The sequence below is a fragment of the Tessaracoccus antarcticus genome, assembly GCF_003688855.1.
Classification (GTDB): Bacteria; Actinomycetota; Actinomycetes; order Propionibacteriales; family Propionibacteriaceae; genus Arachnia; species Arachnia antarctica.
Window position 1 is genome coordinate 1214829 of the sequence record NZ_REFW01000001.1, and the last position, 23445, is coordinate 1238273.

General features: G+C 66.6%; 20 protein-coding genes. 13 read left to right on the forward strand and 7 right to left on the reverse strand.

Translation table 11 applies throughout. The features are described 5' to 3' along the window. Positions 1-3: 3 nt before the first annotated feature. Entirely contained in the window at positions 4-1395 is a 1392-nt protein-coding gene (locus EAX62_RS05225) for an NAD(P)/FAD-dependent oxidoreductase (protein ID WP_121900539.1), read from the reverse strand. Beyond that, entirely contained in the window at positions 1392-1769 is a 378-nt protein-coding gene (locus tag EAX62_RS05230) for a VOC family protein (protein ID WP_121900540.1), read from the reverse strand. Before EAX62_RS05230 ends, EAX62_RS05225 begins: the two co-directional genes overlap by 4 nt. 105 nt (positions 1770-1874) lie before the next feature. On the opposite strand from EAX62_RS05230, the gene mptB reads away from it, so the two are divergent. The 4 genes from mptB to thrC all read left to right on the forward strand — a co-directional run bounded on the left by mptB (position 1875) and on the right by thrC (position 6818). Further along, positions 1875-3326, forward strand: a complete 1452-nt coding sequence (gene mptB, locus EAX62_RS05235) for a polyprenol phosphomannose-dependent alpha 1,6 mannosyltransferase MptB (RefSeq protein ID WP_158600554.1) — start codon at positions 1875-1877, stop codon at positions 3324-3326. A 58-nt stretch (positions 3327-3384) separates the two neighbouring features. Continuing rightward, entirely contained in the window at positions 3385-4362 is a 978-nt protein-coding gene (locus tag EAX62_RS05240; protein WP_233557813.1) for an ABC transporter ATP-binding protein, read from the forward strand. Beyond that, positions 4359-5294, forward strand: coding sequence for a hypothetical protein (locus EAX62_RS05245; RefSeq protein ID WP_121900542.1), 936 nt, complete (start codon positions 4359-4361; stop codon positions 5292-5294). Before EAX62_RS05240 ends, EAX62_RS05245 begins: the two co-directional genes overlap by 4 nt. An 81-nt stretch (positions 5295-5375) precedes the next feature. Further along, positions 5376-6818, forward strand: a complete 1443-nt coding sequence (thrC, locus tag EAX62_RS05250) for a threonine synthase (protein ID WP_121900543.1) — start codon at positions 5376-5378, stop codon at positions 6816-6818. 13 nt (positions 6819-6831) lie between these two features. Here the strand turns inward: thrC and EAX62_RS05255 are convergent, their stop codons facing one another. After that, positions 6832-7200, reverse strand: coding sequence for an MscL family protein (locus EAX62_RS05255; protein WP_121900544.1), 369 nt, complete (start codon positions 7198-7200; stop codon positions 6832-6834). 125 nt (positions 7201-7325) lie between these two features. On the opposite strand from EAX62_RS05255, the gene nadE reads away from it, so the two are divergent. The 6 genes from nadE (at position 7326) to EAX62_RS05285 (ending at position 13084) form a co-directional block, all read left to right on the forward strand. Continuing rightward, a complete protein-coding gene (gene nadE, locus EAX62_RS05260; RefSeq protein ID WP_121900545.1) occupies positions 7326-8150 on the forward strand; it encodes an ammonia-dependent NAD(+) synthetase in 825 nt (274 codons plus the stop codon). 47 nt (positions 8151-8197) lie between these two features. Next, positions 8198-8803, forward strand: coding sequence for a DUF1707 SHOCT-like domain-containing protein (locus EAX62_RS05265; protein WP_121900546.1), 606 nt, complete (start codon positions 8198-8200; stop codon positions 8801-8803). 170 nt (positions 8804-8973) lie between these two features. Next, entirely contained in the window at positions 8974-10839 is a 1866-nt protein-coding gene (gene dnaK / locus EAX62_RS05270) for a molecular chaperone DnaK (RefSeq protein ID WP_121900547.1), read from the forward strand. After that, positions 10836-11402, forward strand: a complete 567-nt coding sequence (locus tag EAX62_RS05275; protein ID WP_121900548.1) for a nucleotide exchange factor GrpE — start codon at positions 10836-10838, stop codon at positions 11400-11402. Before dnaK ends, EAX62_RS05275 begins: the two co-directional genes overlap by 4 nt. 94 nt (positions 11403-11496) lie before the next feature. Beyond that, complete coding sequence (dnaJ, locus tag EAX62_RS05280) at positions 11497-12660, forward strand: molecular chaperone DnaJ (RefSeq protein ID WP_121900549.1); 1164 nt, start codon at positions 11497-11499, stop codon at positions 12658-12660. Between the two features lies 1 nt (position 12661). After that, the gene (locus EAX62_RS05285; protein WP_121900550.1) at positions 12662-13084 is read left to right on the forward strand and encodes a heat shock protein transcriptional repressor HspR; all 423 of its coding nucleotides are present in this window, start codon (positions 12662-12664) and stop codon (positions 13082-13084) included. A 165-nt stretch (positions 13085-13249) separates the two neighbouring features. Here EAX62_RS05285 and EAX62_RS05290 read toward each other — a convergent pair whose 3' ends face one another. Together EAX62_RS05290 and EAX62_RS05295 are read right to left on the reverse strand one after the other, a co-directional pair. After that, positions 13250-14158 (reverse strand): type IV toxin-antitoxin system AbiEi family antitoxin domain-containing protein, encoded by a 909-nt coding sequence (locus tag EAX62_RS05290; protein WP_121900551.1) that lies wholly within the window; start codon positions 14156-14158, stop codon positions 13250-13252. Positions 14159-14425: 267 nt separating this feature from the next. After that, positions 14426-16291 carry a phosphoenolpyruvate carboxykinase (GTP) gene (locus tag EAX62_RS05295; protein ID WP_233557814.1) on the reverse strand — a complete coding sequence of 622 codons (1866 nt, stop codon included), beginning with the start codon at positions 16289-16291 and terminating at the stop codon, positions 14426-14428. 228 nt (positions 16292-16519) lie between these two features. Between EAX62_RS05295 and EAX62_RS05300 the strand changes: the two genes are divergently transcribed. The 3 genes from EAX62_RS05300 to EAX62_RS05310 all read left to right on the forward strand — a co-directional run bounded on the left by EAX62_RS05300 (position 16520) and on the right by EAX62_RS05310 (position 20012). After that, positions 16520-17521 (forward strand): hypothetical protein, encoded by a 1002-nt coding sequence (locus EAX62_RS05300; protein ID WP_121900552.1) that lies wholly within the window; start codon positions 16520-16522, stop codon positions 17519-17521. A 98-nt stretch (positions 17522-17619) separates the two neighbouring features. Then, positions 17620-18627: a hypothetical protein gene (locus EAX62_RS05305; protein ID WP_121900553.1), complete on the forward strand. Its 1008-nt coding sequence runs from the start codon at positions 17620-17622 to the stop codon at positions 18625-18627. A 212-nt stretch (positions 18628-18839) separates the two neighbouring features. Next, positions 18840-20012 carry a hypothetical protein gene (locus EAX62_RS05310; RefSeq protein ID WP_121900554.1) on the forward strand — a complete coding sequence of 391 codons (1173 nt, stop codon included), beginning with the start codon at positions 18840-18842 and terminating at the stop codon, positions 20010-20012. A 73-nt stretch (positions 20013-20085) separates the two neighbouring features. Here EAX62_RS05310 and clpB read toward each other — a convergent pair whose 3' ends face one another. Both clpB and EAX62_RS05320 read right to left on the reverse strand, forming a co-directional pair. Continuing rightward, positions 20086-22662, reverse strand: coding sequence for an ATP-dependent chaperone ClpB (gene clpB, locus EAX62_RS05315; RefSeq protein WP_121901032.1), 2577 nt, complete (start codon positions 22660-22662; stop codon positions 20086-20088). Positions 22663-22708: 46 nt separating this feature from the next. Next, complete coding sequence (locus EAX62_RS05320) at positions 22709-23371, reverse strand: hypothetical protein (RefSeq protein ID WP_121900555.1); 663 nt, start codon at positions 23369-23371, stop codon at positions 22709-22711. Between the last annotated feature and the right edge of the window lie 74 nt (positions 23372-23445).

Here is a 23445-nt window from a genome sequence, read left to right on the forward strand (position 1 = left end):
TGACTACTCCTTGAGCGTGTTGGGGTTGTCGGTCTGGTTGGACCGCGGTGCCGCCGGGACGGTGCCGCGGATGAGGCGCCCGGAGCTGTGGGCGCCGAGCTCCTCGATGGCCAGGCGGCCCACCAGTTGCTGGTTCGTCACCACACGCTGTGATCGGCCGTTGGTGATGAAGCTCAGCGTCCAGCTGATGAGGGTGCTCACGCGCTGCTTGAAGCCGGCGATGTAGAGCAGGTGCAGGAACAGCCAGGCCAGCCAGGCGATGAAGCCGGTCATCCTGATGGGACCGATCTTCACGACACCCGAGTACTTGGCGATGGTGGCCATGGACCCCTTGTCGAAGTACGTGAAGTGGCCCGGTTCGTCCTTGCCCTCCACGCGGGCCTCAATGGTCTTCGCGACGTACCTGCCGGACTGGATGGCGCCCTGGGCCATGCCCGGCACGTCCGGGAACGACATGAGGTCGCCGATCACGAACACCTCGGGGTGCCCGGGCAGGGTCAGGTTGGGCAGCACCTTGACGCGTCCCGCGCGGTCCAGTTCGACGCCGGACTGCTCGGCCAGCGTCTGGCCCAGGTCGCTGCCCTTGACGCCGGCAGCCCACACCTTGCAGAAGCACTCGATGCGTTCGGTGGTGCCGTCCTCGTGTTTCATCTCGATGCCGCCCTCGTCGACGTTGGTGACCAACGACTTGAGCTTCACCTCGACGCCCAGCTCCTCCAACTTCTTCTGGGTGGCCCGGCCGAGCTTGGGCCCGAACGGGGGGAGTACCTGGTCGGCGCCGTCCACCAGGATGACGCGGGCCGTGGCGGGGTCGATGGAGCGGAAGTCGCGGCGCAGCGTGGCGGCTGCGAGTTCGCGGATCTGGCCGGCCACCTCCACGCCCGTGGGTCCGGCGCCCACCACCACGAAGGTCATGAGCTTGCGGCGCTCCGCCTCGTCGGTGGTGAACTCCGCCACTTCGAAGGCGTTGAAGATGCGGGCGCGCAGCTCCAGGGCATCGTCGATGGTCTTCATGCCGGGCGCGTACCGGGCGAACTGGTCGTTGCCGAAGTAGGACTGACCGGCGCCCGTGGCGACGATGAGCGAATCGTAGGAGGTCTCCTGGTACTCGTCATGGAAGCGCCACTTGACCACCTTCTCGGCCAGGTCGATGTCGTCCACGAGGCCCAGCAGCACCTGTGCGTTCTTCTGGTGACGCAGGATCTCGCGGGTGGCGGGTGCGATCTCGCCCTCCGACAGCACGCCTGTGGCCACCTGGTAGAGCAGGGGCTGGAACAGGTGGTGCGTTGTCCGTGCGATGAGAGTGATGTCGACGTCGGCGTGCTTGAGGGCCTTGGTGCTGAACAGCCCGCCGAAGCCCGAGCCGATGATGACGACGTGGTGCCGCTTGGTCATAACGCCCCCTGGTGGAGTTGGATGAGATTGCCGACTGAATCGCTGAAGTTGATGGCCTCGCCCGAGGCGTCGCGGAACACGTCGCCCACGAAATGAACCCCTTCGGCGCGAAGGCGTTCGATGTCGGAGAACAGTGTGTCAGTGCTCATGACCAGCACGGGAATGCCAGCGGCGCGCAAGCCGCTGCGGTATTCCTCGCCGAGCGCGCTGTCGCTGGGTTCCAGCAGCAGGCCCAGGTCCTGGCCGGGTGCGTTCACCACGAACACATCCGACTCGGGAAGCGCCAGACTGGTCTCGAACCCGAGCACCTCCGTGTAGAACCTGTACGCATGGGCAGGCTCGGTCACGTGGATGCTGACCATGGCGATTCTCATACTCCCCAGACTAGTGCCGGGGCCGTCCCGCCGGACCTGTACGGCGACCGGTTCGCTGTTGGAGAAGTATGCTGGCGGCGCCGCCCCACCCCACGAGGTTCCCCTGTGCCTGCTCCACCGCCCGCCCGGCCCGACGCCGAGGCCCGGGACGTCCGCCCCCTGTGGCAGTGGACGTGGCCGTTGCTGGGCGCCGTCGGGCTCTTCCTCGTGGTGGCAGCCGTGACCATTGACAGGACGGGGCTGCTGGAGGTGGGACCCCGGCCCTGGCGGGTGCTGGTCACCCTGCCGGGCCATGCACTGCTGCTGTACGCGTGGTGGCGGATGGGTCCCACATGGCGCAGACCGCGACTGGTGCTCGCGCTGTGGTCCCTGATCCTGCTCGTCAGCCCGCCGCTGCACAGCCGGGATGCGTACTCCTACGCGGCGCAGGGCTGGCTCATGTCGCACGGCCTCGACCCCTACACGGTGGCATCCGGCGACGCCGGGCAGGCCGGACTCCTGGTCGGCATCCACTGGTTCAGGACCACATCGGTGTATCCGCCGCTGTCACTTGAAATCTTCGGCGTCATCTCCCGACTCTTCGAGCAGAACCTGTACCTCAGCGCCATTGGAATGCGGCTGCCCAACCTGCTCGCCATCGCTGTTCTGGCGTGGTGCCTGCCCAAGTTGGCGGACCTGGCGGGCGTTCGCCGGGACGTGGTGGTGTGGGCGGGCCTTCTGAACCCCGTGCTGCTGGTGCAGTGGGTGGGCGGCATCCACAACGACGCCGTCATGGTGGCGCTGCTGGCGGTGGCGTTCCTGGCGGCGCACCGCACCGGTTTGCGAGGATGGCGGGGCGTGGTCGTGGGAGGGCTGTTCATCGGCCTGGCGATGTCCATCAAACAGTCGGCCGCCGTCGCCGGGGTTGGGGTCGTGGCGCTGGCGTGGGCGGCGGCGCACCCCACGCTGTCAGCCAGGTCGCGCACCTGGTGGGGCCTCGCGGCGCGGGCGGCGGCGGGCGGAGCGGCCGCCGTCGGGATGTTTGCTCTCGTCTCCTTCGTCACGGGTCTGGGTCTCGGGTGGCGCAACCCCACGGCCGGCAGTCCCCTGCAGGCCACCAGCAACGCCCCCATCTCCTGGGTGGCGTCCTTCGCCCGGTTCCACGAGTTGCTGCCCAATCATCAGATCATCTCGATCCTCACGACCTTCACGAGCCTGCTGGTGGTGGCGGGTGTCGCGTGGCTGGCCTGGCGGCTCGGGCCCCGGCCGCCTTCCTCCGTGGGGCAACCATGGCTGCTCGCGTGCGGTGTGCTGCTGGCCTTTGCCGTGCTGGGCCCCGCTCTGCAGCCCTGGTACATGACGTGGGTGCTGCCCTTCGTGGCGCTGGCCCGCCCGGGACTGCGCCTGCAACACTTGTTCCTGCTGGTCACGGTGCTGTGTGTCCTGCTGGCACCGTTGCAGGACGTGATGGCGCCCTACATGTCGATGGGCGTGCTCGCCCTGCCGGCCTGGCTGCTGTGGCGCCGCTTGCGGCGCGACGACGTCGCCGTCCTGCAGCGGGACGAGACCCTGGTCTGAGACGGCCGTGGGCCGTGGTGCGACGCGGCGTCGCCTCCAGAGCCCTAGCGTGGTCACCATGACCACCCAGTTCTGGAGTGAAACACCGTCGACGTGGGCCATCCGCACGTCCGGACTGAGCAAACGTTTCGGCAGGACCGTTGCCGTGGCCGGGTTGGACCTCAACGTGCCCATCGGGGGCGTGCATGCCCTGCTGGGGCCCAACGGGTCCGGCAAGACCACCACCCTGAGGATGCTGCTGGGGCTCGTCCGGGCGGATGAGGGCGTCATGGAACTCTGCGGGGTGCCGGTCCCGGAGCGCCTGGACCAGGTGATTTCGTACGTGGGTGCCATCGTCGAGTCGCCGAAGTTCGCGCCCTCCATGACCCTGCGTCGCAACCTGGAGATCCTGGCCATGTCCATCGGCGTCAACCGCCGACGCGTCACGGAGGTGCTGCTGGAAGTGGGACTCGGCGGCCGCGCCGACACACGGTTCCGGCAGTGCTCGCTGGGTATGAAGCAGCGCCTCGCGATCGCAGCCACGCTCCTGAAGGAGCCGCAGGTCCTGATCTTCGACGAACCCACCAACGGTCTGGACCCCTCAGGGATCCAGGAGATTCGCACCACCATCCGCGACATCGCCAACGCGGGCCGCACCGTACTGATCTCCAGCCACCTCCTGGGTGAGGTGGAACAGGTGGCCGACTCCGTGTCCATCATCGGGCGCGGACGGACCCTCATGGAGGGGGACCTGGCGACCCTGCTGTCGGGTGACCGCTCGCGCGTCGTCGTGGAGGTGGCTGACCACAGCCTGGCCCACGAGGCGTTGCGGCAGGCAGGCTACGCCGTGGTTCTCTCCGGCGGGCGTCTGCACGTGACGGGACCCGGGGGTGGTGCCATCGAGGCGGGCGCCGTGGCGCGAGTGCTGGGGGGCGTCGACCTCTGGCCCCAGCACCTCAGTGTGGAACGCTCCACCCTCGAGTCCGTGTTCCTCGAAGTCACAGCCACAGAACACCTGACGGCCACGCAGGGCCTGCCCCGGACGGAGGCGTCGTGAACGCATTGCTGAAGGCTGAACTGCTGCGTCTCGTCAGCCGCCGGCTGCTGCTCGTGCTACTGGTGTGCATGGCCGGTCTGGCGGCCTTCGGGGCGGCCGTGGATGCCGGCAGTGCCAGCCCGGTGACGGCCCAGGACATCAGGACTGCCCGGGAGGACTGGAAACTGGAAAAGGCCAATTGGGAGGAGTCCTGCGGGGGCGTCTCGCAGAACGCGGAGTGCCAGGGGTGGGAGGTGGCGAGCGACCCGGACGCCTATGTGCGCACCCCCGTCAGCTTCGGCGAGTACACGCAATACGTGGTGTCGTTCGGGTCCACCATCATGCTGCTGGCGGTGGCAGTGCTGGCGGCCTCCTTCGTGGGCGCCGAGTTCGCCTCCGGCAACATCAGCACGCAATTGCTGTTCACGCCACGACGCGTCCCCCTCATGGTTGCCAAGGTTGTTGCCGCCGCACTGGGAGGCATAGCTGTGACCGCCGCCTACCTCGGGTCTGCCCTGGCGTTTTGCGCCCTCACCTTCCTGTCGCTGCGGGGGGCACATGACATGACCGCGGGCATCGACCTCCCCCTGCTGTTGGGGCGGGTGGCGGTCCTGTCGTTGTTGATCACCGTGATGGCGGCTGCCGTCGCCGTCGGTGTTGGATCCACGCCCATCACCGCCGGCATCTTTGCGGTGGTGCTCCTGGGCTCGGTGATCCTCGGCGACAGCATCTCCGGGTTCTCGGCGCTGCAGGGCTTCCTGCCCAGCAACATCCTGTTGACGATGCTGTCGGGGCAGTACGAGGTCTACGGGTACACCGCGAGGAGTGTCGACGACTGGGGGGTCGCCCAGGTCATCAACTACGACTGGGCGCTGGGCTATTCCGTCGTCGGTACAGCGATCCTGCTGGCGGCCTCCGCCTGGTGGTTCGGTCGCCAGGACATCCTGCGCTGACCGTTTCTACCGAGGGCGTGCTCCGTGTGTGGTGTGCGGGGGGTTCACGGGGGGCGTGCCCCCCGTGTGTAGGCTGCGGTCGTGCGATACGTCTCCACCCGTGACTCCTCCGGCGGGCCCGGCCGGCCGTTCTGCGACATCCTCCTGGAGGGACTGGCCCCCGACGGGGGCCTGTACCTGCCCGAGCACTACCCGCAGGTCGACGGGGACACCCTGGCGCGCTGGCGGTCCCTGGTGCGCGCCGACGGCTACGCGGCCCTGGCCTTCGAGGTGCTCTCCCTGTTCATCGACGACATTCCCGCCGGTGACCTGCGCGGTATCTGCGAGCGTGCCTACGCACCGCACAAGTTCCTGGACCCCGCCGTCGCCCCCGTGAGTCAGCTCTCCGACGGGCTGTGGTTGCTTCACCTGTCCAACGGGCCCAGCGCAGCGTTCAAGGACATGGCCATGCAGTTGCTGGGGGAGCTTTTCGAGTACGAGCTGGAGCGGCGCGACACCACCATCACCATCCTGGGCGCCACGAGCGGTGACACTGGTTCCGCGGCCGAGTACGCCCTCATGGGCAAGCCGCGCGTCCGCGTGTTCATGCTGTCTCCGCAGGGACGCATGACCCCGTTCCAGCAGGCGCAGATGTTCTCCATCGACGACCCGTCGATCACCAACATTGCCGTCGACGGTGTTTTCGACGACTGCCAGGACATCGTCAAGGAGATCAACGCCGACGCCGGGTTCAAGGCCCGGCACCGGATCGGCGCCGTGAACTCCATCAACTGGGCCCGGCTGATGGCCCAGGTGGTCTACTACTTCGCGGCATGGCTGCAGATCGCCGATGATGATCGTCCACTCAGTTTCGCGGTACCGTCCGGCAACTTCGGCAACATCGCGGCAGGCCACGTCGCCAAGTCCATGGGGCTGCCCATCCACCGCCTCATCCTGGCCACCAACGAGAACAACGTCCTGGACGAGTTCTTCACCACCGGCGTCTACAGGATCCGGGGCAGCGCCGAGACCCACGAGACGTCGTCGCCGTCCATGGACATCTCCAAGGCGTCCAACTTCGAGCGCTACGTGGCCGACCTCGTCGGTCGCGATGGCGCCCGTGTGGCGGACCTTTTCGGGCGGCAGTTGCGTGAGGAGGGCCGCTTCGACCTCTCGGAGCTTCGCGCCTTCCGCGACCAGCTCGAGACGCACGGGTTCGTCACGGGCTCCTCCACGCACGCCGACCGGCTGGGCCAGATCCGTCGCACCTACTCCGAGGATGGCGTGATCATCGACCCCCACACGGCCGACGCGGTGCAGGTGGCGCGCAGCATGCAGGTGTGCGGGACCGTGGTGGCCCTGGAGACGGCGCTGCCCGTGAAGTTCTCCGGGACCATCACCGAAGCGCTCGGCATCGAGGTGCCACGCCCGGCGGTGTTCGACGGGATCGAGGACCTGCCCCGCCACGTCGTTGAGGTCGCCTGCAGTGCCACGGCTGTCCGGGAAATGATCGAGACCGCCCCCGGGGGAGCGGTCTCGGAGTAGATGGGGCTGGGGCTCAGAGGCGGTTCTGGTTCTTCAGCAGGTCGCGGATCTCCTCGAGCAGGACGACGTCCGCTGGGGTGCCTGCGGACTCTTCCTCGTCCGGGAAGAATTTCTTCTTGGCCTCGGTGTAGGGGAGCACGATGAGGTAGTACACCACGGCCGCGATGATGAGGAACGAGATCAGCGCCGTGATCCAGGCGCCCACCGAGATGCCGCCGGGGGACCAGTTGGAGAAGTCGGGCGTGCCACCGATCTTGCCGATGACGTCCATGAGGAGGGCCACCGTGGCGGTCACGACGGCACCGAATGCGGTGGCCATGATGAAGGCGACGGCAAGCTCAATGAGGTTGCCCTTGAGAATGAAGTTCTTGAATCCGGTCATGGGGAAATGTTATTCCAGATGTCCACCAGTGTCGCCACCTTCTTTCCGCCTGTACGGGTCGCAGTGTGGCGTGAGCGTCCAGGGGCTGTCACAGGAGTGAAACGTGCCTCGCCTAGACTGCGGGCATGCGAGAACTGCAGGCCCGGATCATTGCCGACATGGGCGTCAGGCCCACCATCGACCCCGCCCACGAGGTGGAGCGCCGGATCACCTTCCTGTGTGACTACCTGCGTGCCACCCGCACCGGCGGCTTCGTTCTGGGGATCTCCGGAGGGGTGGATTCCACGCTGGCGGGACGGCTCGCGCAGATGGCCGTCGACAGGATCACCGACGAGGGCGGACAGGCGGACTTTGTCGCCGTGCGGCTGCCCTACGGCTCCCAGGCGGATGCTGCCGATGCGGAGGACGCCATGGGTTTCGTCGCCGCGAGCACGCCACTCACGTTGGACATCGCTGCCGCTGTGGACGGACTCGAGGTGGCGTTCGAGTCGGCCACGGGCCGTGACATCGCCGACTTCAACAAGGGCAACGTCAAGGCGCGCGCCCGGATGATGGCGCAGTATGCGTTGGCGGGGGAGCGCAACCTGCTGGTGATCGGCACGGACCACGGCGCCGAGTCCGTGACCGGCTTCTTCACGAAGTTCGGGGACGGCGGCGCGGACATCCTCCCGCTGTTCGGGCTCGACAAGGGGCAGATCCGCACCCTGCTGAAGCACCTGGGTGCGCCCGAGTCCCTGTGGGGCAAGGTGCCCACCGCGGACCTCCTGGACGGCCGTCCCCTGCGCAGTGACGAGGACGAGTTGGGCATCACCTACGCCCACATCGACGCGTACCTGGAAGGACACCAGATCCCCGTCGCCGTGGCGGAGGAGATCGAGACCAAGTACCTGCGCACACGCCACAAGCGCACCACCCCCGTCACCATCCTCGATGACTGGTGGCGCGACTGAGGCCCACCGACGAGACGCCACCGAGCCGTCCCGACTAGGATTCAGACATGTCAGATATGGTTCCCCGCAAGCGACTGCGTGCTGGCGACGCCGATCGTGACGCGGTGCTTGAAGTCCTCCAGAGGGCCCACGGCGAGGGTCGATTGAGTATCGAGGAGCTGGGGGAGCGCCAGGATCGGGCGCTGGAGGCCAGGTACACCGACCAGTTCGACGAGCTCGTGGAGGATCTGCCGGAGGGCCATGAGTTGGCGGCAGGGTCCGCCTCCCGTGTCGCACCCAGACCCACGTCGCTGCCCGCCACGGGTCCGGCAGAGCGAACCTCATTCTCGATCATGTCCGGCAGGGACGTCGTCATCGAACCCGGCACTCGCCACTACCTCAACTTCGCCTGGTGGGGCGGTGACAACATCGACCTCACCCAGGCCATGGGGCCCGGTGTCGTCGTGACGCTGGAGCTGCACGCCATCATGGCCGGGCACGACATCTACGTACCCGAGGGGGTGCGTGTCATGGACGACTCGCTGGCCATCATGGCCGGCAACGACGTCGACAGGCAGGCCCAGGGTGATGGCTCCAACGGCACAGTGATCCTCAAGGGGTTTCTGTGGTGGGCCGGGCACAGCGTCAAGCTACGAGGCTCCAGAGACCGCTGATCCTCCTCCCCGGTGGGGGCTGCCCCTGATTGAACCCTGAGTTGAGCCGAGGACGCTCAACCTATTTGCCTCTCGTGCGGCCCTGTGGTTAACTTGAGTCAACCCCGCTCAAGGGAACACTTTGATCATCACAGCGCGCGTTGCGCACCACATCCTGAGGAGATAGACACATGGCCCGTGCAGTAGGCATCGACCTCGGCACCACCAACTCGGTGGTCGCTGTCCTTGAAGGTGGAGAACCCACCGTCATCCCCAACGCCGAAGGCGCACGCACCACCCCCTCGGTGGTCGCGTTCTCGCAGTCCGGCGAAGTCCTCGTCGGTGAGGTCGCCAAGCGTCAGGCCGTGACCAACATCGACCGCACCATCCGCTCCGTCAAGCGCCACATGGGCACCGACTGGAAGATTGCGATCGACAGCAAGAACTACGGCCCCCAGCAGATCTCGGCCTTCGTGCTGCAGAAGCTGAAGCGCGACGCCGAGGCCTACCTCGGTGAGTCCGTCACCAACGCCGTCATCACGGTGCCCGCCTACTTCGGCGACGCCGAGCGTCAGGCCACCAAGGAGGCGGGCGAGATCGCCGGCCTCGTCGTCGACCGCATCATCAACGAGCCCACGGCCGCGGCCCTGGCGTACGGCCTCGACAAGGCCGACCAGGAGCAGACCGTTCTCGTGTTCGACCTCGGCGGCGGCACGTTCGACGTGTCCCTGCTCGACATCGCCGACGGCGTGTTCGAGGTCAAGGCATCCAAGGGCGACAGCCGTCTCGGTGGCGACGACTGGGACGCCGTCGTGGTGGACTGGCTCGTCAAGCAGTTCAAGAACAAGCACGGCGTGGACCTGTCCAAGGACAAGATGGCCCGCCAGCGTCTGCAGGAAGCAGCCGAGCGCGCCAAGATCGAGCTGTCGGCCACGTCCGAGTCCTCGATCAACCTGCCCTACATCACCGCTTCTTCCGAGGGCCCGCTGCACCTCGACGAGAAGATCACGCGCTCCGAGTTCCAGCGCATGACGCAGGACCTGCTCGACCGCTGCCGCGCACCGTTCAACTCCGTCATCTCCGATGCCGGCACCTCGGTGGACAAGATCGACCAGATCCTGCTCGTGGGTGGTTCCACCCGCATGCCGGCCGTGGTTGACCTCGTGAAGGAACTGACCGGCGGCAAGGAGCCCAACAAGGGCGTCAACCCCGACGAGGTCGTCGCACTCGGTGCATCGCTGCAGGCTGGCGTGCTCAAGGGCGAGGTCAAGGACGTGTTGCTGCTCGACGTCACCCCGCTGAGCCTTGGCATCGAGACCAAGGGTGGCGTGATGACCAAGATCATCGAGCGCAACACCACCATCCCCACCAAGCGCTCCGAGGTGTTCACGACGGCTGAGGACAACCAGCCCGCCGTGATGATCCAGGTGTACCAGGGCGAGCGTGACTTCGCCCGCGACAACAAGTCGCTCGGCAACTTCGAGCTCACCGGCCTGCTGCCGGCGCCCCGCTCCATCCCGCAGATCGAGGTGACCTTCGACATCGACGCCAACGGCATCGTGCACGTCGGCGCCAAGGACCTCGCCACCGGCAAGGAGCAGTCCATGACTGTCACGGGTGGCTCCGCACTGGGACGCGAGGACATCGATCGCATGGTCAAGGATGCCGAGGCGCACGCAGAAGAGGACCGCAAGCGTCGCGAGACCGTCGAGATGCGCAACGAGGCCGACGCGCTGGTGTTCCGCACCGAGAAGCTGCTGGCCGAGAACGCCGAGCAGATCGGCGAGGACGTCAAGGCGCCCGTCGTCGAGGCACTCGACGCGCTCAGGGAAGCACTGAAGGGTGAGGACAACGACGTGGTCAAGACCGCCGTCGATGACCTGAACACCAAGGCTGCCGCCATGGGCCAGGCAATGTACGCTGCCGCGCAGGCCGCGCAGCAGTCGTCCGAGGCCGCATCCTCTGAGGGTGCGCCCACCGAGGGCGAAGCCGCCGACCAGGCCGACGACGTCGTTGACGCGGAGATCGTGGACGAGGAAAAGGGCGACGACAAGTGAGTGAGTTCGACGAGAACACCGAGGGTGAGGGCGGCCAGGCGCCGCCCCCGCCCGAGGGTGAACCCACGGGTGCTGATGCGCCCGAGGGCACGCTCGGGGACGCCGTCGACGAGGCCTTCGCCGAGTCGAGCGTTGACTGGGCCGCCCTCGCGGCGGAGCGCACGAGTGACCTGCAGAGGCTGCAGGCCGAGTACGTGAACTACAAGAGGCGCGTGGATCGGGACCGGTCGCTGTCGCGGCAGTCCGGTGTCGAGGCCGTCGTGGCGGACCTGATGCCGGTGCTGGACAGCATCTCGCTGGCCCGTGAACACGACGATCTCGGGGGCGGTTTCAAGATGGTGGCGGAGGCCCTGGAGAAGGTTGCGGCCAAGCATGGCCTGACCTCCTTCGGTGCCGTCGGCGAAGTCTTCGACCCGAACCGCCACGACGCACTCATGGAAATCCCCATGGAGGGCACCGAGGTGGAGGTCACCACCATCTCTCAGGTCATGCAGCAGGGCTACGCCCTGGGTGACCGCATCATCAGGCCGGCTCGCGTCGGCGTCGCCAACCCGACGGCCTGATGCCGAACCGGGTCCGCCCCGCCACCAGAGCGCGGGGCGGGCAGCCGGGAAAAACTTGTCAGAATATGGCCGTGGAAACAGAAGGAGGCGACGGGTGAGTACCAAGGACTGGTTGGAGAAGGACTACTACAAGATTCTCGGCGTCTCCAAGAAGGCGACACCGGACGAGATCCGCAAGGCGTTCCGCAAGATCGCGCGGGAGAACCACCCGGACCAGAATCCGGGCAACAGCGCAGCCGAGGCGCGCTTCAAGGAGGCCTCGGAGGCCAACTCGGTGCTGAGCCACAAGGACAAGCGCAAGGAGTACGACGAGGCGCGCAGCCTGTTCGGCAGCGGCGTGCGTTTCGGCGCACCCGGCGGAGGCCCGGGTGGGGCGCCCGCCGGCTTCGAGGACCTGTTCCGCAACGCAGGTTCCGGCACCTCCGGCGCCGGATTCGGCGACCTCTTCGGCAACCTGTTCAACCAGGGCGGGACGGCGAGGCGCCCATCCACGACGCGGGGACCGCGTCGCGGCGCCGACATCGAGGGCGAGGTGACCATCACCTTCGAGCAGGCAGTGTTCGGTGACACCGTCTCGATGCGCACCATCTCCGACCAGCCCTGCCCCTCGTGCCGTGGCACCGGGGCGCGCGCCGGCACCCTGCCCAAGGTGTGCCCCACCTGTGAGGGCTCCGGCATGCAGAGCTCGACGGCCGGTGGCGTGTTCTCCATGAGCGAGCCGTGCGTCGACTGCCTCGGCCGCGGTCTGCGCGTCGAGGACCCCTGCCCCGACTGCCAGGGTTCGGGGCGTGCACGCTCCTCCAACACCATGAACGTGCGGATCCCCTCCGGCGTCAATGACGGTCAGAGGATCCGGATCAAGGGCAAGGGCGCGGCAGGCGAGAACGGCGGCGCACCGGGCGACCTCTACGTCACGGTCCATGTGCTGGCCCACAAGCTCTTCGGCAGGACCGGCAACAACCTGACGCTCGAAGTGCCCGTCACTTTCGCCGAGGCCACGCTGGGTGCCGAGATCACCGTCCCGACGCTGGGCGGCGCCACCGTGAAATTGCGGGTGCCGTCCAACACGCCGAACGGGCGCACCATGCGCCTGCGGGGCAAGGGCGCACGCAAGTCCGACGGCACCATGGGCGACCTGCTCGTGACGCTGAAGGTGGAGGTGCCCGAGCACCTCAGCGACGCGGCTCGCAGCGCGCTGGCCGAGTACGCGGAGAAGTCCGGTCAGTCCAACCCCCGCACCGCCCTGTTCGGGAGCTGACATGGCGACGGCGAACCTGCCCCAGCAGTTCGACTACGACGCACCGGTCTTTCCCGTCTCGGTGGCGTCGCAGCTGGCCGACATGCACCCGCAGACACTGCGCGGCTACGACCGTTTGGGTCTCGTGGTGCCGAAGCGTGCACGCGGTCGTGGCCGTCGGTATTCCCTGCGCGACATTGCCAAGCTGCGCCACGTGCAACGCCTCAGCCAGGACGAGGGCATCAACCTGGAGGGCATCCGTCGGATCATCGAGCTCGAGGCCCACATTGAGGGCCTGCAGCTTCAGGTCCACAGGCTCAACGAGGCCCTGCACCGCATCCAGGCGAACCCCCTGGCGGCCCGCATCTTCACGGCGGAGTCGACGGGCGACGTGCACCACGGTCGCTACCGGAGCCGCGACCGGCTGGCCATCACCTCCCGCTGAGCGCACCACCCGCACCCAACGCCCGCCCTAACCGCGCACGCCCGTCCTATTCCCGCACGCCCGCCGAATTCGGCGGGCGTGCCGTGTTTGTGAGGGCGTCGACGATCCGGGACGGGCGTCGGTGATCACTGGCAGGCTTTCAGGATGGGAGCGGCTGGTCCGACGTCATCGTCGCCACTGCATGGCCCGTCGGATCAGGGAGGCGAGCTCGTGTTCGTTCCAGGCAGTTTCCCAGTCCCAGCGCACCACCCAGAAACCCTGTTGACGGATCGATTCCTCACGGCGCTTCTCAGCCATGATGGCGTCGGCAGGCTCCTGCCCTGGACGCAGCAGCGAACCGTACTTGGCTTTTCCATCGACCTCGCCAACGAGATGCAGCTCTGGCCAGGCGAAGTCTGACCGCGACACGAAGACTCCGTCAGAGTCGAACAGCTCGAACTGGAGTTCCGGGGCTGGCAGGCCGGCCCGTGCGATCTGCACTCGACTCAGGGACTCCGCGGCTGATTCACTGAGCGGATTGCCGAACGCGATGACCCGTCGCGCGCGGGGGGCACCCCGCAGCCTTGGGTGTCGTCGTGCGGCCATGTGGAGGACGGCAGGGTTGAGACCCTGCCGCAGTGCGTCGTCGCAGGCCATCACGCCCCATTCGAAGGGGAGCGAGCGTGCAAGGTCGAAGACTGTCCGGGCCAGCGTCGTGACCCTGAGCCCCTCCAGGGTGGTCACCTCATCCGCGGCCAGAGCGGTGTGACGCACCCGCATCCGCTCGCTGTGCTCGCCGTGCCCTGACGTGAGTCGTGTCATGGTCACCAGTTCGAGTTGGTGTCGCGGAACGGGCAGCCCGTGCAGGACACCAGCCGACACGTGGCTCACGACGTTGCTGTCCGTCACGACGGTGGTGCTCGCGTGAATGAGGTGGCGGTGCTGCTCCTCGGGTGTGCGGGCCTCGGGCGCCGAGTAGACGCCACGTCGGAGCCGCATCAACGTCCCCCTGCGGATGCGCGTGTCGATGTCCGACGTCGAAAGCCCCGTCTGTCTCAGTTCGTCGTGTGTGATGTTCTGCGGCGTCTGGCTCATGGGGAGATTGCAGCCCGAGAAGTGTTTTCTGGCAACAGTCCGGAACTCGGCCTGTGGACAACTGTGGGCCCGAGAGTGCTGGGCGCGGCCAAAGGGCACGCGGGCGGTCGTCGCCGAAGCACGAGGCCCGCCTTATTCCTCGACGCCCGCAGAATTCGGCGGGCGTCGGCGCATAGGGCGGGCGTCGGGGGATAGGGCGGGCGTCGGGGTAGGGCGGGTGTCAGGAGCGGCGGCGCATAGCGCGGGCGTCGGGTGATAGGACGGGTGTCAGGGGCGGCGGGCCATGGCCTCGGCAATGAGCCAGAGCTCGTCGTCCATCTCCACCGGCACCTTGCTCCCCAGCGACCGCAGCCAGCGGCGGATGCGGGGCAGTTCGTCGGCCCACTCGGTGGGGGAGTAGCCGATGACAGCGGCGAGGTCGGCGTCGGTGATGTCCAGGCCGGTGACGTCCAGGTCGCCGGGCTGGGGGAGCATCCCGGCGGGGGTGTCGATGACGCCCACCCGGTCCTCGATGCGCTCCACGACCCACTTCAGCACCCGTGAGTTCTCCTTGAAGCCCGGCCAGAGGAAGCGGCCGTCAGCGTCGCGCCGGAACCAGTTCACGTAGAAGATCTTCGGCAGCTTGTCGTGGGTGGTGCTGTTGCCCATCTCGATCCAGTGGGCCAGGTAGTCACCCACGTGATAGCCGATGAACGGCAGCATGGCCATGGGGTCGCGTCGCAGCACGCCGACGGCGCCGGTCGCAGCCGCCGTTGTCTCGGAGCTGCACGTTGCCCCCATGAACACCCCGTGCGACCAGCTGCGGGACTGTGCCACCAGCGGGATGGTGTTCTGACGCCGTCCGCCGAAGATGATGGCGTCGACGGGGACGCCCGCAGGGTTGTTGTAGTCCTTGCTCAGGATGGGTGTCTGCTCAATGGGCGTGCAGAACCTGCTGTTGGGGTGTGCGGCCTTCTCCCCGAGCCGCCCACCCTCCGGTCCGCCCCTGGCCGTCCACGGGCGACCCTTCCAGTCGGTGAGGTTCGGGGGTGCGCTCCTGGACATGCCCTCCCACCACACGTCCCCGTCCGCGGTCAGGGCGACGTTGGTGAAGATCGAGTTGCCGCCCTCGATGGCGGCCACGGCGTTGGGGTTGGTGTCCATGCCCGTGCCGGGGGCAACCCCGAACAGGCCGGTCTCGGGATTCACGGCGTACAGCCTGCCGTCCTCGCCGAACCGGAGCCAGGCGATGTCGTCGCCGAGTGTCTCCACGGACCAGCCCTCGATAGTGGGCTCCAGCATGGCGAGGTTCGTCTTGCCGCAGGCTGAGGGGAACGCGGCGCACACGTGATAGGACCTGCCCTCGGGTGATGTGAGCTTCAGGATCAGCATGTGTTCGGCCAGCCAGCCCTCGTCCCGCCCCATCACCGAGGCGATCCGCAGGGCGTAGCACTTCTTGCCCAGCAACGAGTTGCCGCCGTAGCCGGAGCCGTACGACCAGATCATTCGCTCCTCGGGAAAGTGGACGATGTACTTCACGTCGTTGCACGGCCACGGCACGTCGTCGGTGGGATCATCCAGCGGCATGCCCACCGAGTGCAGTGCCGGGACGAACGAGGCCTCAGTGGCCTCCATGGCCGCCAGCGCCTCCGCGCCCATCCGCGTCATGATCCGCATCGAGATCGCCACGTACGCGGAGTCGGTGATCTCGACGCCGAACTTCGGCTCGGCCGCGTCGATGTGGCCCATGCAGAACGGGATGACGTAGAGGGTGCGGCCCCGCATGCATCCGTCGTACAGCTTGGTCATCGTGGCTTTCATCTTGTCCGGGTCCATCCAGTTGTTGGTGGGTCCGGCATCGTTCTCTTTGACGGAGCAGATGAAGGTGGAGTCCTCCACGCGGGCGACGTCGTCGGGATCGGTGCGTGCGTACACCGAGTTGGGCTTGATCTCCTCGTTGAGGCGGACGACGGTGCCGGACTCCACGAGTAGATCCACGAAGGTCTCGTACTCCGTGTCGGAGCCGTCGCAGTAGTGGATCGCGGCTGGACGGGTGAGGGCGGCCACCTCCTGAACCCACTTCACCAGACCGGCGTGATGCGGGATCCGGCCTGTGACGGTGACGGCAGGGGACTGGGCGACTGTGGCGTTCACTTCCACTCCTTCGGGGTGCGACGCGTTGTCCAATCCACCATAGCCCCACCCCGCCTGGCCCGCGCCGACACGGCAATCCAGCCGGAACGGCCGCCAGGCCCACGTCGTCGCACCCGTGCACGGGGTGCAACGCCTGGGCTGGTCCGGCTGTCATCCGTTTGGTCTATCCATTGCGGATGGAGCGACGGTCAACCTAGTGTGAACGGAGGAACTCAATGAGGAGGACTGATGCACGCTTTCCGTAAGTTGTTTGCCGCCTCCGCCGCCGCCATCGTCGCGATGGCTTCTGGCGTCCTTGTCGCACATGCCGACTCGGCCCCGTCCGTCTACACCACTCCGGGGGGTCAGATCTCGCAGGGTCGTTTGTGGAACACGACGTGTGAGAAGTACTCGCCGACGATCGTGCGGTGCCGCGCGGAGATCTATGCGACGACCGTTGCGTACGTGAATGGGCGTTACGTGAAGAGGACGGGGTGGACGTTCAACAACTTGTCGTACCTGCCGTCGCCGCGTGCGTCGTGGGCGAACAACAACCTGGGCCGGACCAACCCGAACTGGACCCAGTCGGGGCGTCAGTGGAAGACGGAGTGCGACACTGCGGCCACCGGCCAGGGTGGTTGCCGCAGCTACATCTGGGTCAAGACGGTGCAGGCGGTGAAGTCGGGGTCGGGGTACACGTATGTGAACAAGTTCGCGTGGGTGTTCAACAACGTGGTGCTGTTCTCGACGCCGTCGATCCCGCCCGTGACGAAGGTCCCGAAATGGATCATTGACCAGTCACGGCTGGACTTCACGGGACTCGGCCCGCTCCAGGTGGGCACGCCCATGAAGAGCCTCAGGACACTGGGCTACCTCTACTACCCGGACCAGTGCCAGAGCTACGGGGAGAGCAAGGCCCTCACGAACCGGGGCATCGACCTCAGGGACCTCAACACCCCTCTGGTGGTGGACGTCAATGTCAACACCAAAGGCGTGATGACCGTCGACGGCGCGCAGGTCGGTATGACGCTGGCCGAGCTCCAGGGCATCTACGGCGCCAAGCTGATGCTCGGCAAGAAGTACGACCAATCGGGCGGCGGGATGGTGCACGTCGCGTTGGTGAAGAACGGTGGCAACGAACTGGTGTTCAGCTTCGGCATCATGGACGGCGTCAAACTCAAGGACTCCGACGTCATCGCCAAGATGGTGGCCCGCAAGACGAGTCCCAACTTCTCCTACGACGGCTGCTGAACGGGCCAAAAAAAGGGGCGACGCCGGCGGTCAGGATCACCTCGATCCCGGCCGACGGCCCCGCCGCAGTCAGAACGCACACTCAATGAGGAGGAACGATGCACGTTTTCCGCAAGTTGTTTGTCACCTCCGCCGCCGCCATCGTCGCGATGGCCTCCGGCGTCCTTGTCGCCCATGCCGACTCCACCCCGACGGTCTACAACACGCCGGGGGGTCAGATCTCGCAGGGTCGTTTGTGGAACACGACGTGTGAGAAGTACTCGCCGACGATCGTGCGGTGTCGCGCGGAGATCTATGCGACGACCGTGACGTACGTGAATGGCCGCTACGTGAAGAGGACGGGCTGGACGTTCAACAACTTGTCGTACCTGCCGTCGCCGCGTGCGTCGTGGGCCAACAACAATCTGGGCCGCACCAACCCGAACTGGACCCAGTCGGGGCGTCAGTGGAGGACGGAGTGTGACACCCCCGCCACCGGCAAGGGCGGCTGCCGCAGCTACATCTGGATCAAGACGGTGCAGCCCGCCTCGTCAGGGTCCGGCTACCAGAACAAGTACGCGTGGGTGTTCAACAACGTGGTGCTGTTCTCCACCTCGTCGGTACCTCCGGTGACAAGCGTGCCACCGTGGATCATCGACCAGTCCCGCCTCAGCCCCACCGGACTTGGCCCACTGCAAGTGGGGGCATCGTCGAAGGACCTCGAGAAGCTCGGGTACCTCGTCGAGGGCGTGTGCGATGCGGGGGACGGCACGGCTGACAGGACGGTCAACTCCTATCTCTTCGCCCGCGGGATTGCTGTTGTGCAGAACAAGCAGGTCTACGCGGTCCAGGCCGAGAAACCCGGCGTGAAAACGGTGGACGGCGCCCACGTGGGCATGACGCTGGCGCAGGTGAAGGCCATCTACGGCAGTCGACTCCACTTCGAGACCAAGTACGGGTACAAGAAGGAGTTCCCGATGTCCACGGCAGTGATCCAGGAAGCTGGCAACGAGATTGTGTTCAGCTTCGACGCCAACGACCGTCCTCTGAAGGACACTGACGTGATGACGTACATGGTGGCACGGGAGATCGACTCCTTGCTGGGCCTCTACATGTACGACTGCTGAGCGCTGATCCTGGTTTCGGGAGGTCCTCCATCCCCCTCCCTGACACCTTGGACCGTGGGCCTACCCGACCGGGCTGGCCCACGGTTCCGCGTCGGGTGACGAGCGTGATGCCGCAGCGAGACCGACGGCGCCGTGTCGTGGCTTTCATGCGTTCGCTGCAAACAGTACGGCCGTAACTTAATGTGGGCGGACGAACTCAACGAGGAGTGTCGATGCATCGAGAACAGAAAACCCTGTCGAGAATCACGAGATGGGCGGGCACCGCCCTGCTGGCAGCGGCGATGGTCGCTGCCCCCATCATGGTGGCGCCGGCGCACGCCGAGTCCGTCGAACCCGACGTCTACACCACCCCCGGTGGACACGTCACGAACGGGCGGTACTGGAACACCAGTTGCGAGAAGTACGCCAGCAACGTGGTGAGATGTCGCACCGACATCTGGGCCTTCACTGCTCAACTCATCAACGGAACCTACCAGCGGGTGGAGGGATGGGTGTTCAACAACCTCACGTACCTGCCCTCTCCGCGGGCGAACTGGGCCACCAACAATTTGGGCAAAAATGCGGAGTGGACCTCTGCTGAGGGCCGGAAGTGGCGCACCGAATGTGACACCCCGGCCACTGGGCGGGGAGGCTGCCGCAGCTACATCTGGGTGAAACAGATCCGACATGAACCCATCATCGGAGGGCACGGGCAGGCAACGGGATACATTTTCACGCCATTCGAGGGCTGGGTCTTCAACAACATCACCCGCTTCAGTTCCAGCGCGTCGCCCGCAGTCAGCTCGGTTCCGCCTCACGTCCTTGTCCAAGCAACCCTGGGATGGGAGGGGTTCGGCCCACTGAAGATCGGGGCGGAATACGTTCCGCTCAAAGACATGGGCTACATGAGTACGGTGAAGGGCGCGAATGACTGCGGTAGTTTCTCCGAGACACAACTCCTGAGCCAACGGGGGGTCAAGATCAATGCGGGTATGACGTACCGGAGCAGCCCCATCATCGAGGTGCATCTCAAGACGCCCTCCAGCGCCACCGTCGATGGGGCGCGCGTCGGAATGACGATTGCACAGGTGAAGGCGATCTACGGTGCCCGCTACAAGGTCGACATGGTCCGGAACTACTCCGCTGACCCCGATGGTCCGTTGTTCGGAGTCGATCTCGAGGTGGGGCGGGTGGTGCAGGACGGCAAAGATGTCCCGTTCCCCAGGGAGCTCCTGTTCACGGTCCACGAGGATTCCACCAAGGCCATCACTGACGCCGACAAGGTGAACCGCATCATCATGCGCGTCATCAACGTGCGCGGTCCCGCCCCCACTGATCAGATCTACACCCTGTGCAATCCGGGCGACAAGTGGGAGCCCAACGGGGACCCCGGGTCCGGGGACTGATCCCCTGGGGCAGACCGAGTTGACTCGATGAATCGGTGGGCCGATCCGAAAGGGTCGGCCCACCGCTGCCATGTCAGGCGACGAGCGTGATGCCGCTGCCGTCAGGCTTGGCGTCGAAGCGTACGGTCTGGCCGTCGTGGATCTCGCCTGAGAGCAGGCCGCGGGCCAGGGCGTCCTCGATGGTGGTCTGCACGAGGCGACGCAGCGGTCGGGCGCCGTAGACGGGATCGAAGCCGGTGGAGCCCAGCCACTGCTCGGCCGCCTCCGACACCTCGACGGTGATCCGCCTCGAGACGAGTCGGCGGTTGAGCCGCGCCAGCTGGATCTCGACGATCCGTCCGAGCTCGTCCCTCGTGAGGGGGTCGAACAGCACGATGTCGTCGAGCCGGTTCAGGAACTCCGGCCTGAACGCCTTGCGCACCAGAGCCATCACCGCGTCCTTCGTCCCCGCAGGGTCCAGCGTGGCGTCTGCCAAGTACTGCGACCCGATGTTGGAGGTCATGATGAGGATGGTGTTGCGGAAGTCCACCGTCCGGCCCTGGCCATCAGTGAGGCGCCCGTCGTCCAGCACCTGCAGCAGGATGTTGAACAGGTCCGGGTGGGCCTTCTCCACTTCGTCGAGCAGCACCACCGAGTACGGCCGACGGCGCACCGCTTCGGTGAGCTGACCGCCCTCTTCGTAGCCGACGTAGCCGGGAGGGGCGCCGACGAGCCGGGCCACGGAGTGCTTCTCCGAGTATTCACTCATGTCGATGCGCACCAGCGCGGTCTCGTCGTCGAACAGGAAGTCGGCCAGCGACTTCGCCAGCTCCGTCTTGCCCACGCCCGTGGGCCCGAGGAACAGGAACGAGCCGGTGGGGCGGTGCGGGTCGGAGATGCCAGCACGTGAACGACGCACCGCGTCGGCCACGGCGGTGACGGCGGGACGCTGCCCGATGAGCCGTTCACCGATCCGCTGTTCCATCTGGAGCAGCTTCTCGGCCTCACCCTGCAGCAGGCGGCCCACGGGAACACCCGTCCAGGCGGCCACGACCTCGGCGATGTCGAACTCCGAGACCTCCTCCGAGACCATCGAGGGCGTGTTGTCCTTCTCCTCGGCCTCGGTGAGCTCACGCTGGGCTGCCGGGATGTCACCGTAGAGGATCTGTGACGCCCGGGTCAGATCGCCGCTGCGCTGGGCCTTGTCGGCCTCCATCCGGAGCTGGTCGATCTGCTCCTTGATGTCACCGACCCTGTTGAGGCTTGCCTTCTCAGCCTCCCATGTGGTTTCCAGTCCACGCAGTGACTCCTGCGCATCCGCGAGTTCCTGACGCAGCGCCGACAGTCGCTCGCGGGAGGCATCGTCATCTTCCTTCTCGAGGGCGAATGCCTGCATGGTCATGCGGTCGACGTCGCGTCGCAGCATGTCGATCTCCTCCGGGGAGGAGTCGATCTCCATGCGGAGCCGGGACGCGGACTCGTCGATCAGGTCGATGGCCTTGTCCGGCAGTTGGCGAGACGTGATGTAGCGATCCGACAGAGTCGCGGCCGCCACCAGCGCCGAATCAGTGATCCGCACCTTGTGGTGCGCCTCGTAGCGTTCGCGCAGCCCGCGCAGGATGGCGACCGTGTCCTCGACGGACGGCTCACCCACGAACACCTGCTGGAAGCGACGCTCCAGAGCCGGGTCCTTCTCGATCCGTTCACGGAACTCGTCCAGAGTGGTTGCGCCGATCATGCGCAACTCTCCGCGAGCAAGCATGGGCTTGAGCATGTTGCCGGCGTCCATGGCCCCCTCGCCGGAAGCCCCGGCCCCGACGACGGTGTGCAGTTCGTCGATGAAGGTGATGATCTGGCCGTCGGCGTCACGGATCTCGTTGAGGACTGCCTTGAGGCGCTCCTCGAACTCGCCGCGGTACTTGGCGCCCGCCACCATGGAGGCCAGGTCCAGCGAAACCAGTCGGCGGCCGCGCAGCGAGTCGGGGACGTCGCCCTCCACCAGTCGCAGCGCCAGCCCTTCCACGACCGCTGTCTTGCCGACGCCGGGCTCGCCGATCAGGACGGGGTTGTTCTTGGTGCGGCGCGCCAACACCTGCACCACGCGCCGGATCTCGGCGTCGCGCCCGATGACGGGGTCCAGCTTGCCGGAGCGCGCCTGTTCGGTGAGGTCCATCGAGTACTTGTCGAGTGCGGACTCGCCACCCTCGCTCTCGGCGGACGTGACGCGCTTGCCGCCCCGCGAGCCGTTGAACGCGGCCGTCAGGACGTCGGAGTCGACCCCGGCGGCCTTCAGTGCCTGGCTGGCCTCCGACTGAACGTCGACCAGCGCGATCAGCAGGTGCTCGGTGGCGACGAACTGGTCGCCGAGCGTGTCCGCCAGCGTCTCCGCTGAGGCCAGCACCCTGGCGAAGGCGCCCGAAAGAGTCGGCTGCGTCACGCTGCTGCCGGTGCTCGAGGGGAGCTTGCCGATGGCGGCGACGGCCGACGCGTCGATGGCGTGCGGGTCGGCACCCACCGATTCGAGCAGGGGGCCGACGGTGTTGTCCGGCACGAGGAGCATGCCGTGCAGCAGGTGGGCCGGCTCTGCGCTGGGGTTGCCGTTGGTCAGTGCCTGCCGGACTGCCGACGTGACGGCGTCGCGGCTCTTGGTTGTCAGTTTCTCCGTATTCAAGGCGATGTCCTCCACAAGTAGATCTTCAAGGTTGAGTCTACCTCACTCAACGTCGTTGTTCCACGAGGTATGCCTTCTCTGAAGCGAGCGCAGGGCGCCGCAGCCACGGGATCAGGCCCACCGCCAGCCCTATGGCGCATGAGACGGCGTGGTAGTTCCGCGTGATGACCATCACCACCGCGAATGCCAGGACCACGACGGCGAACACCACAGCCAGGGGACGCCGGCGGGAATCCACGAGTACGGAGGACACCAGGGCGGTCGCCAGCACGAGGTGTGCCATTGAATTGCCGCCCCCCACGGGGCGAAGCCCGAGCACGGCAATGTTGGAGGCGACGCCGCCGAACCAGAACACCACCCATGTGCGGGTGACGCCCCAGTAGGCCACCGCGGCCGTGGCCACGACAGCCAGCGCAAAGAGGTTGTTCCGTGTCCCGCTGATACCGCCCATCTGCACGAGGGGGGACGTGAACAGGCGCCACACCTGGCCACTGGCGATGTAGGTGGCATCGCGGCGCAGGACGTCGTAGATCACCGGGAACGGTCGCTCAAGCAGCGATGGGATCGCGACGAGCAGCCACAGCAGAAGGGCGCCCCCGTAGGGGCGGGGATCCGTGGGTTCGTCGGTGGGCGACAGCGTGGCCACCACCATCAGGGCCGAGGCGACGGGCAGTACCCAGAACGCGAGTGTGAGAAGTGAACCGAGCACTGGCACAAGGTACTGCCGTCGGGTGCCACGGGCGGTGGGTTCGCGAAAGGGGCCCCGGTGAACCCCTCGGGGAG

What these genes read in the sequence shown, in the direction of transcription:
- EAX62_RS05230 (WP_121900540.1), bottom strand. Translation starts at nt 1,769, where the DNA reads ATGAGAATCGCCATGGTCAGCATCCACGTGACCGAGCCTGCCCATGCG.
- EAX62_RS05255 (WP_121900544.1), bottom strand. Translation starts at nt 7,200, where the DNA reads ATGACCGGATTCAAGAACTTCATTCTCAAGGGCAACCTCATTGAGCTT.
- EAX62_RS05225 (WP_121900539.1), bottom strand. Translation starts at nt 1,395, where the DNA reads ATGACCAAGCGGCACCACGTCGTCATCATCGGCTCGGGCTTCGGCGGG.
- EAX62_RS05305 (WP_121900553.1), top strand. Translation starts at nt 17,620, where the DNA reads ATGCACGTTTTCCGCAAGTTGTTTGTCACCTCCGCCGCCGCCATCGTC.
- EAX62_RS05290 (WP_121900551.1), bottom strand. Translation starts at nt 14,158, where the DNA reads ATGAGCCAGACGCCGCAGAACATCACACACGACGAACTGAGACAGACG.
- EAX62_RS05285 (WP_121900550.1), top strand. Translation starts at nt 12,662, where the DNA reads ATGGCGACGGCGAACCTGCCCCAGCAGTTCGACTACGACGCACCGGTC.
- nadE (WP_121900545.1), top strand. Translation starts at nt 7,326, where the DNA reads ATGCGAGAACTGCAGGCCCGGATCATTGCCGACATGGGCGTCAGGCCC.
- EAX62_RS05300 (WP_121900552.1), top strand. Translation starts at nt 16,520, where the DNA reads ATGCACGCTTTCCGTAAGTTGTTTGCCGCCTCCGCCGCCGCCATCGTC.
- EAX62_RS05240 (WP_233557813.1), top strand. Translation starts at nt 3,385, where the DNA reads ATGACCACCCAGTTCTGGAGTGAAACACCGTCGACGTGGGCCATCCGC.
- EAX62_RS05265 (WP_121900546.1), top strand. Translation starts at nt 8,198, where the DNA reads ATGTCAGATATGGTTCCCCGCAAGCGACTGCGTGCTGGCGACGCCGAT.
- EAX62_RS05310 (WP_121900554.1), top strand. Translation starts at nt 18,840, where the DNA reads ATGCATCGAGAACAGAAAACCCTGTCGAGAATCACGAGATGGGCGGGC.
- dnaK (WP_121900547.1), top strand. Translation starts at nt 8,974, where the DNA reads ATGGCCCGTGCAGTAGGCATCGACCTCGGCACCACCAACTCGGTGGTC.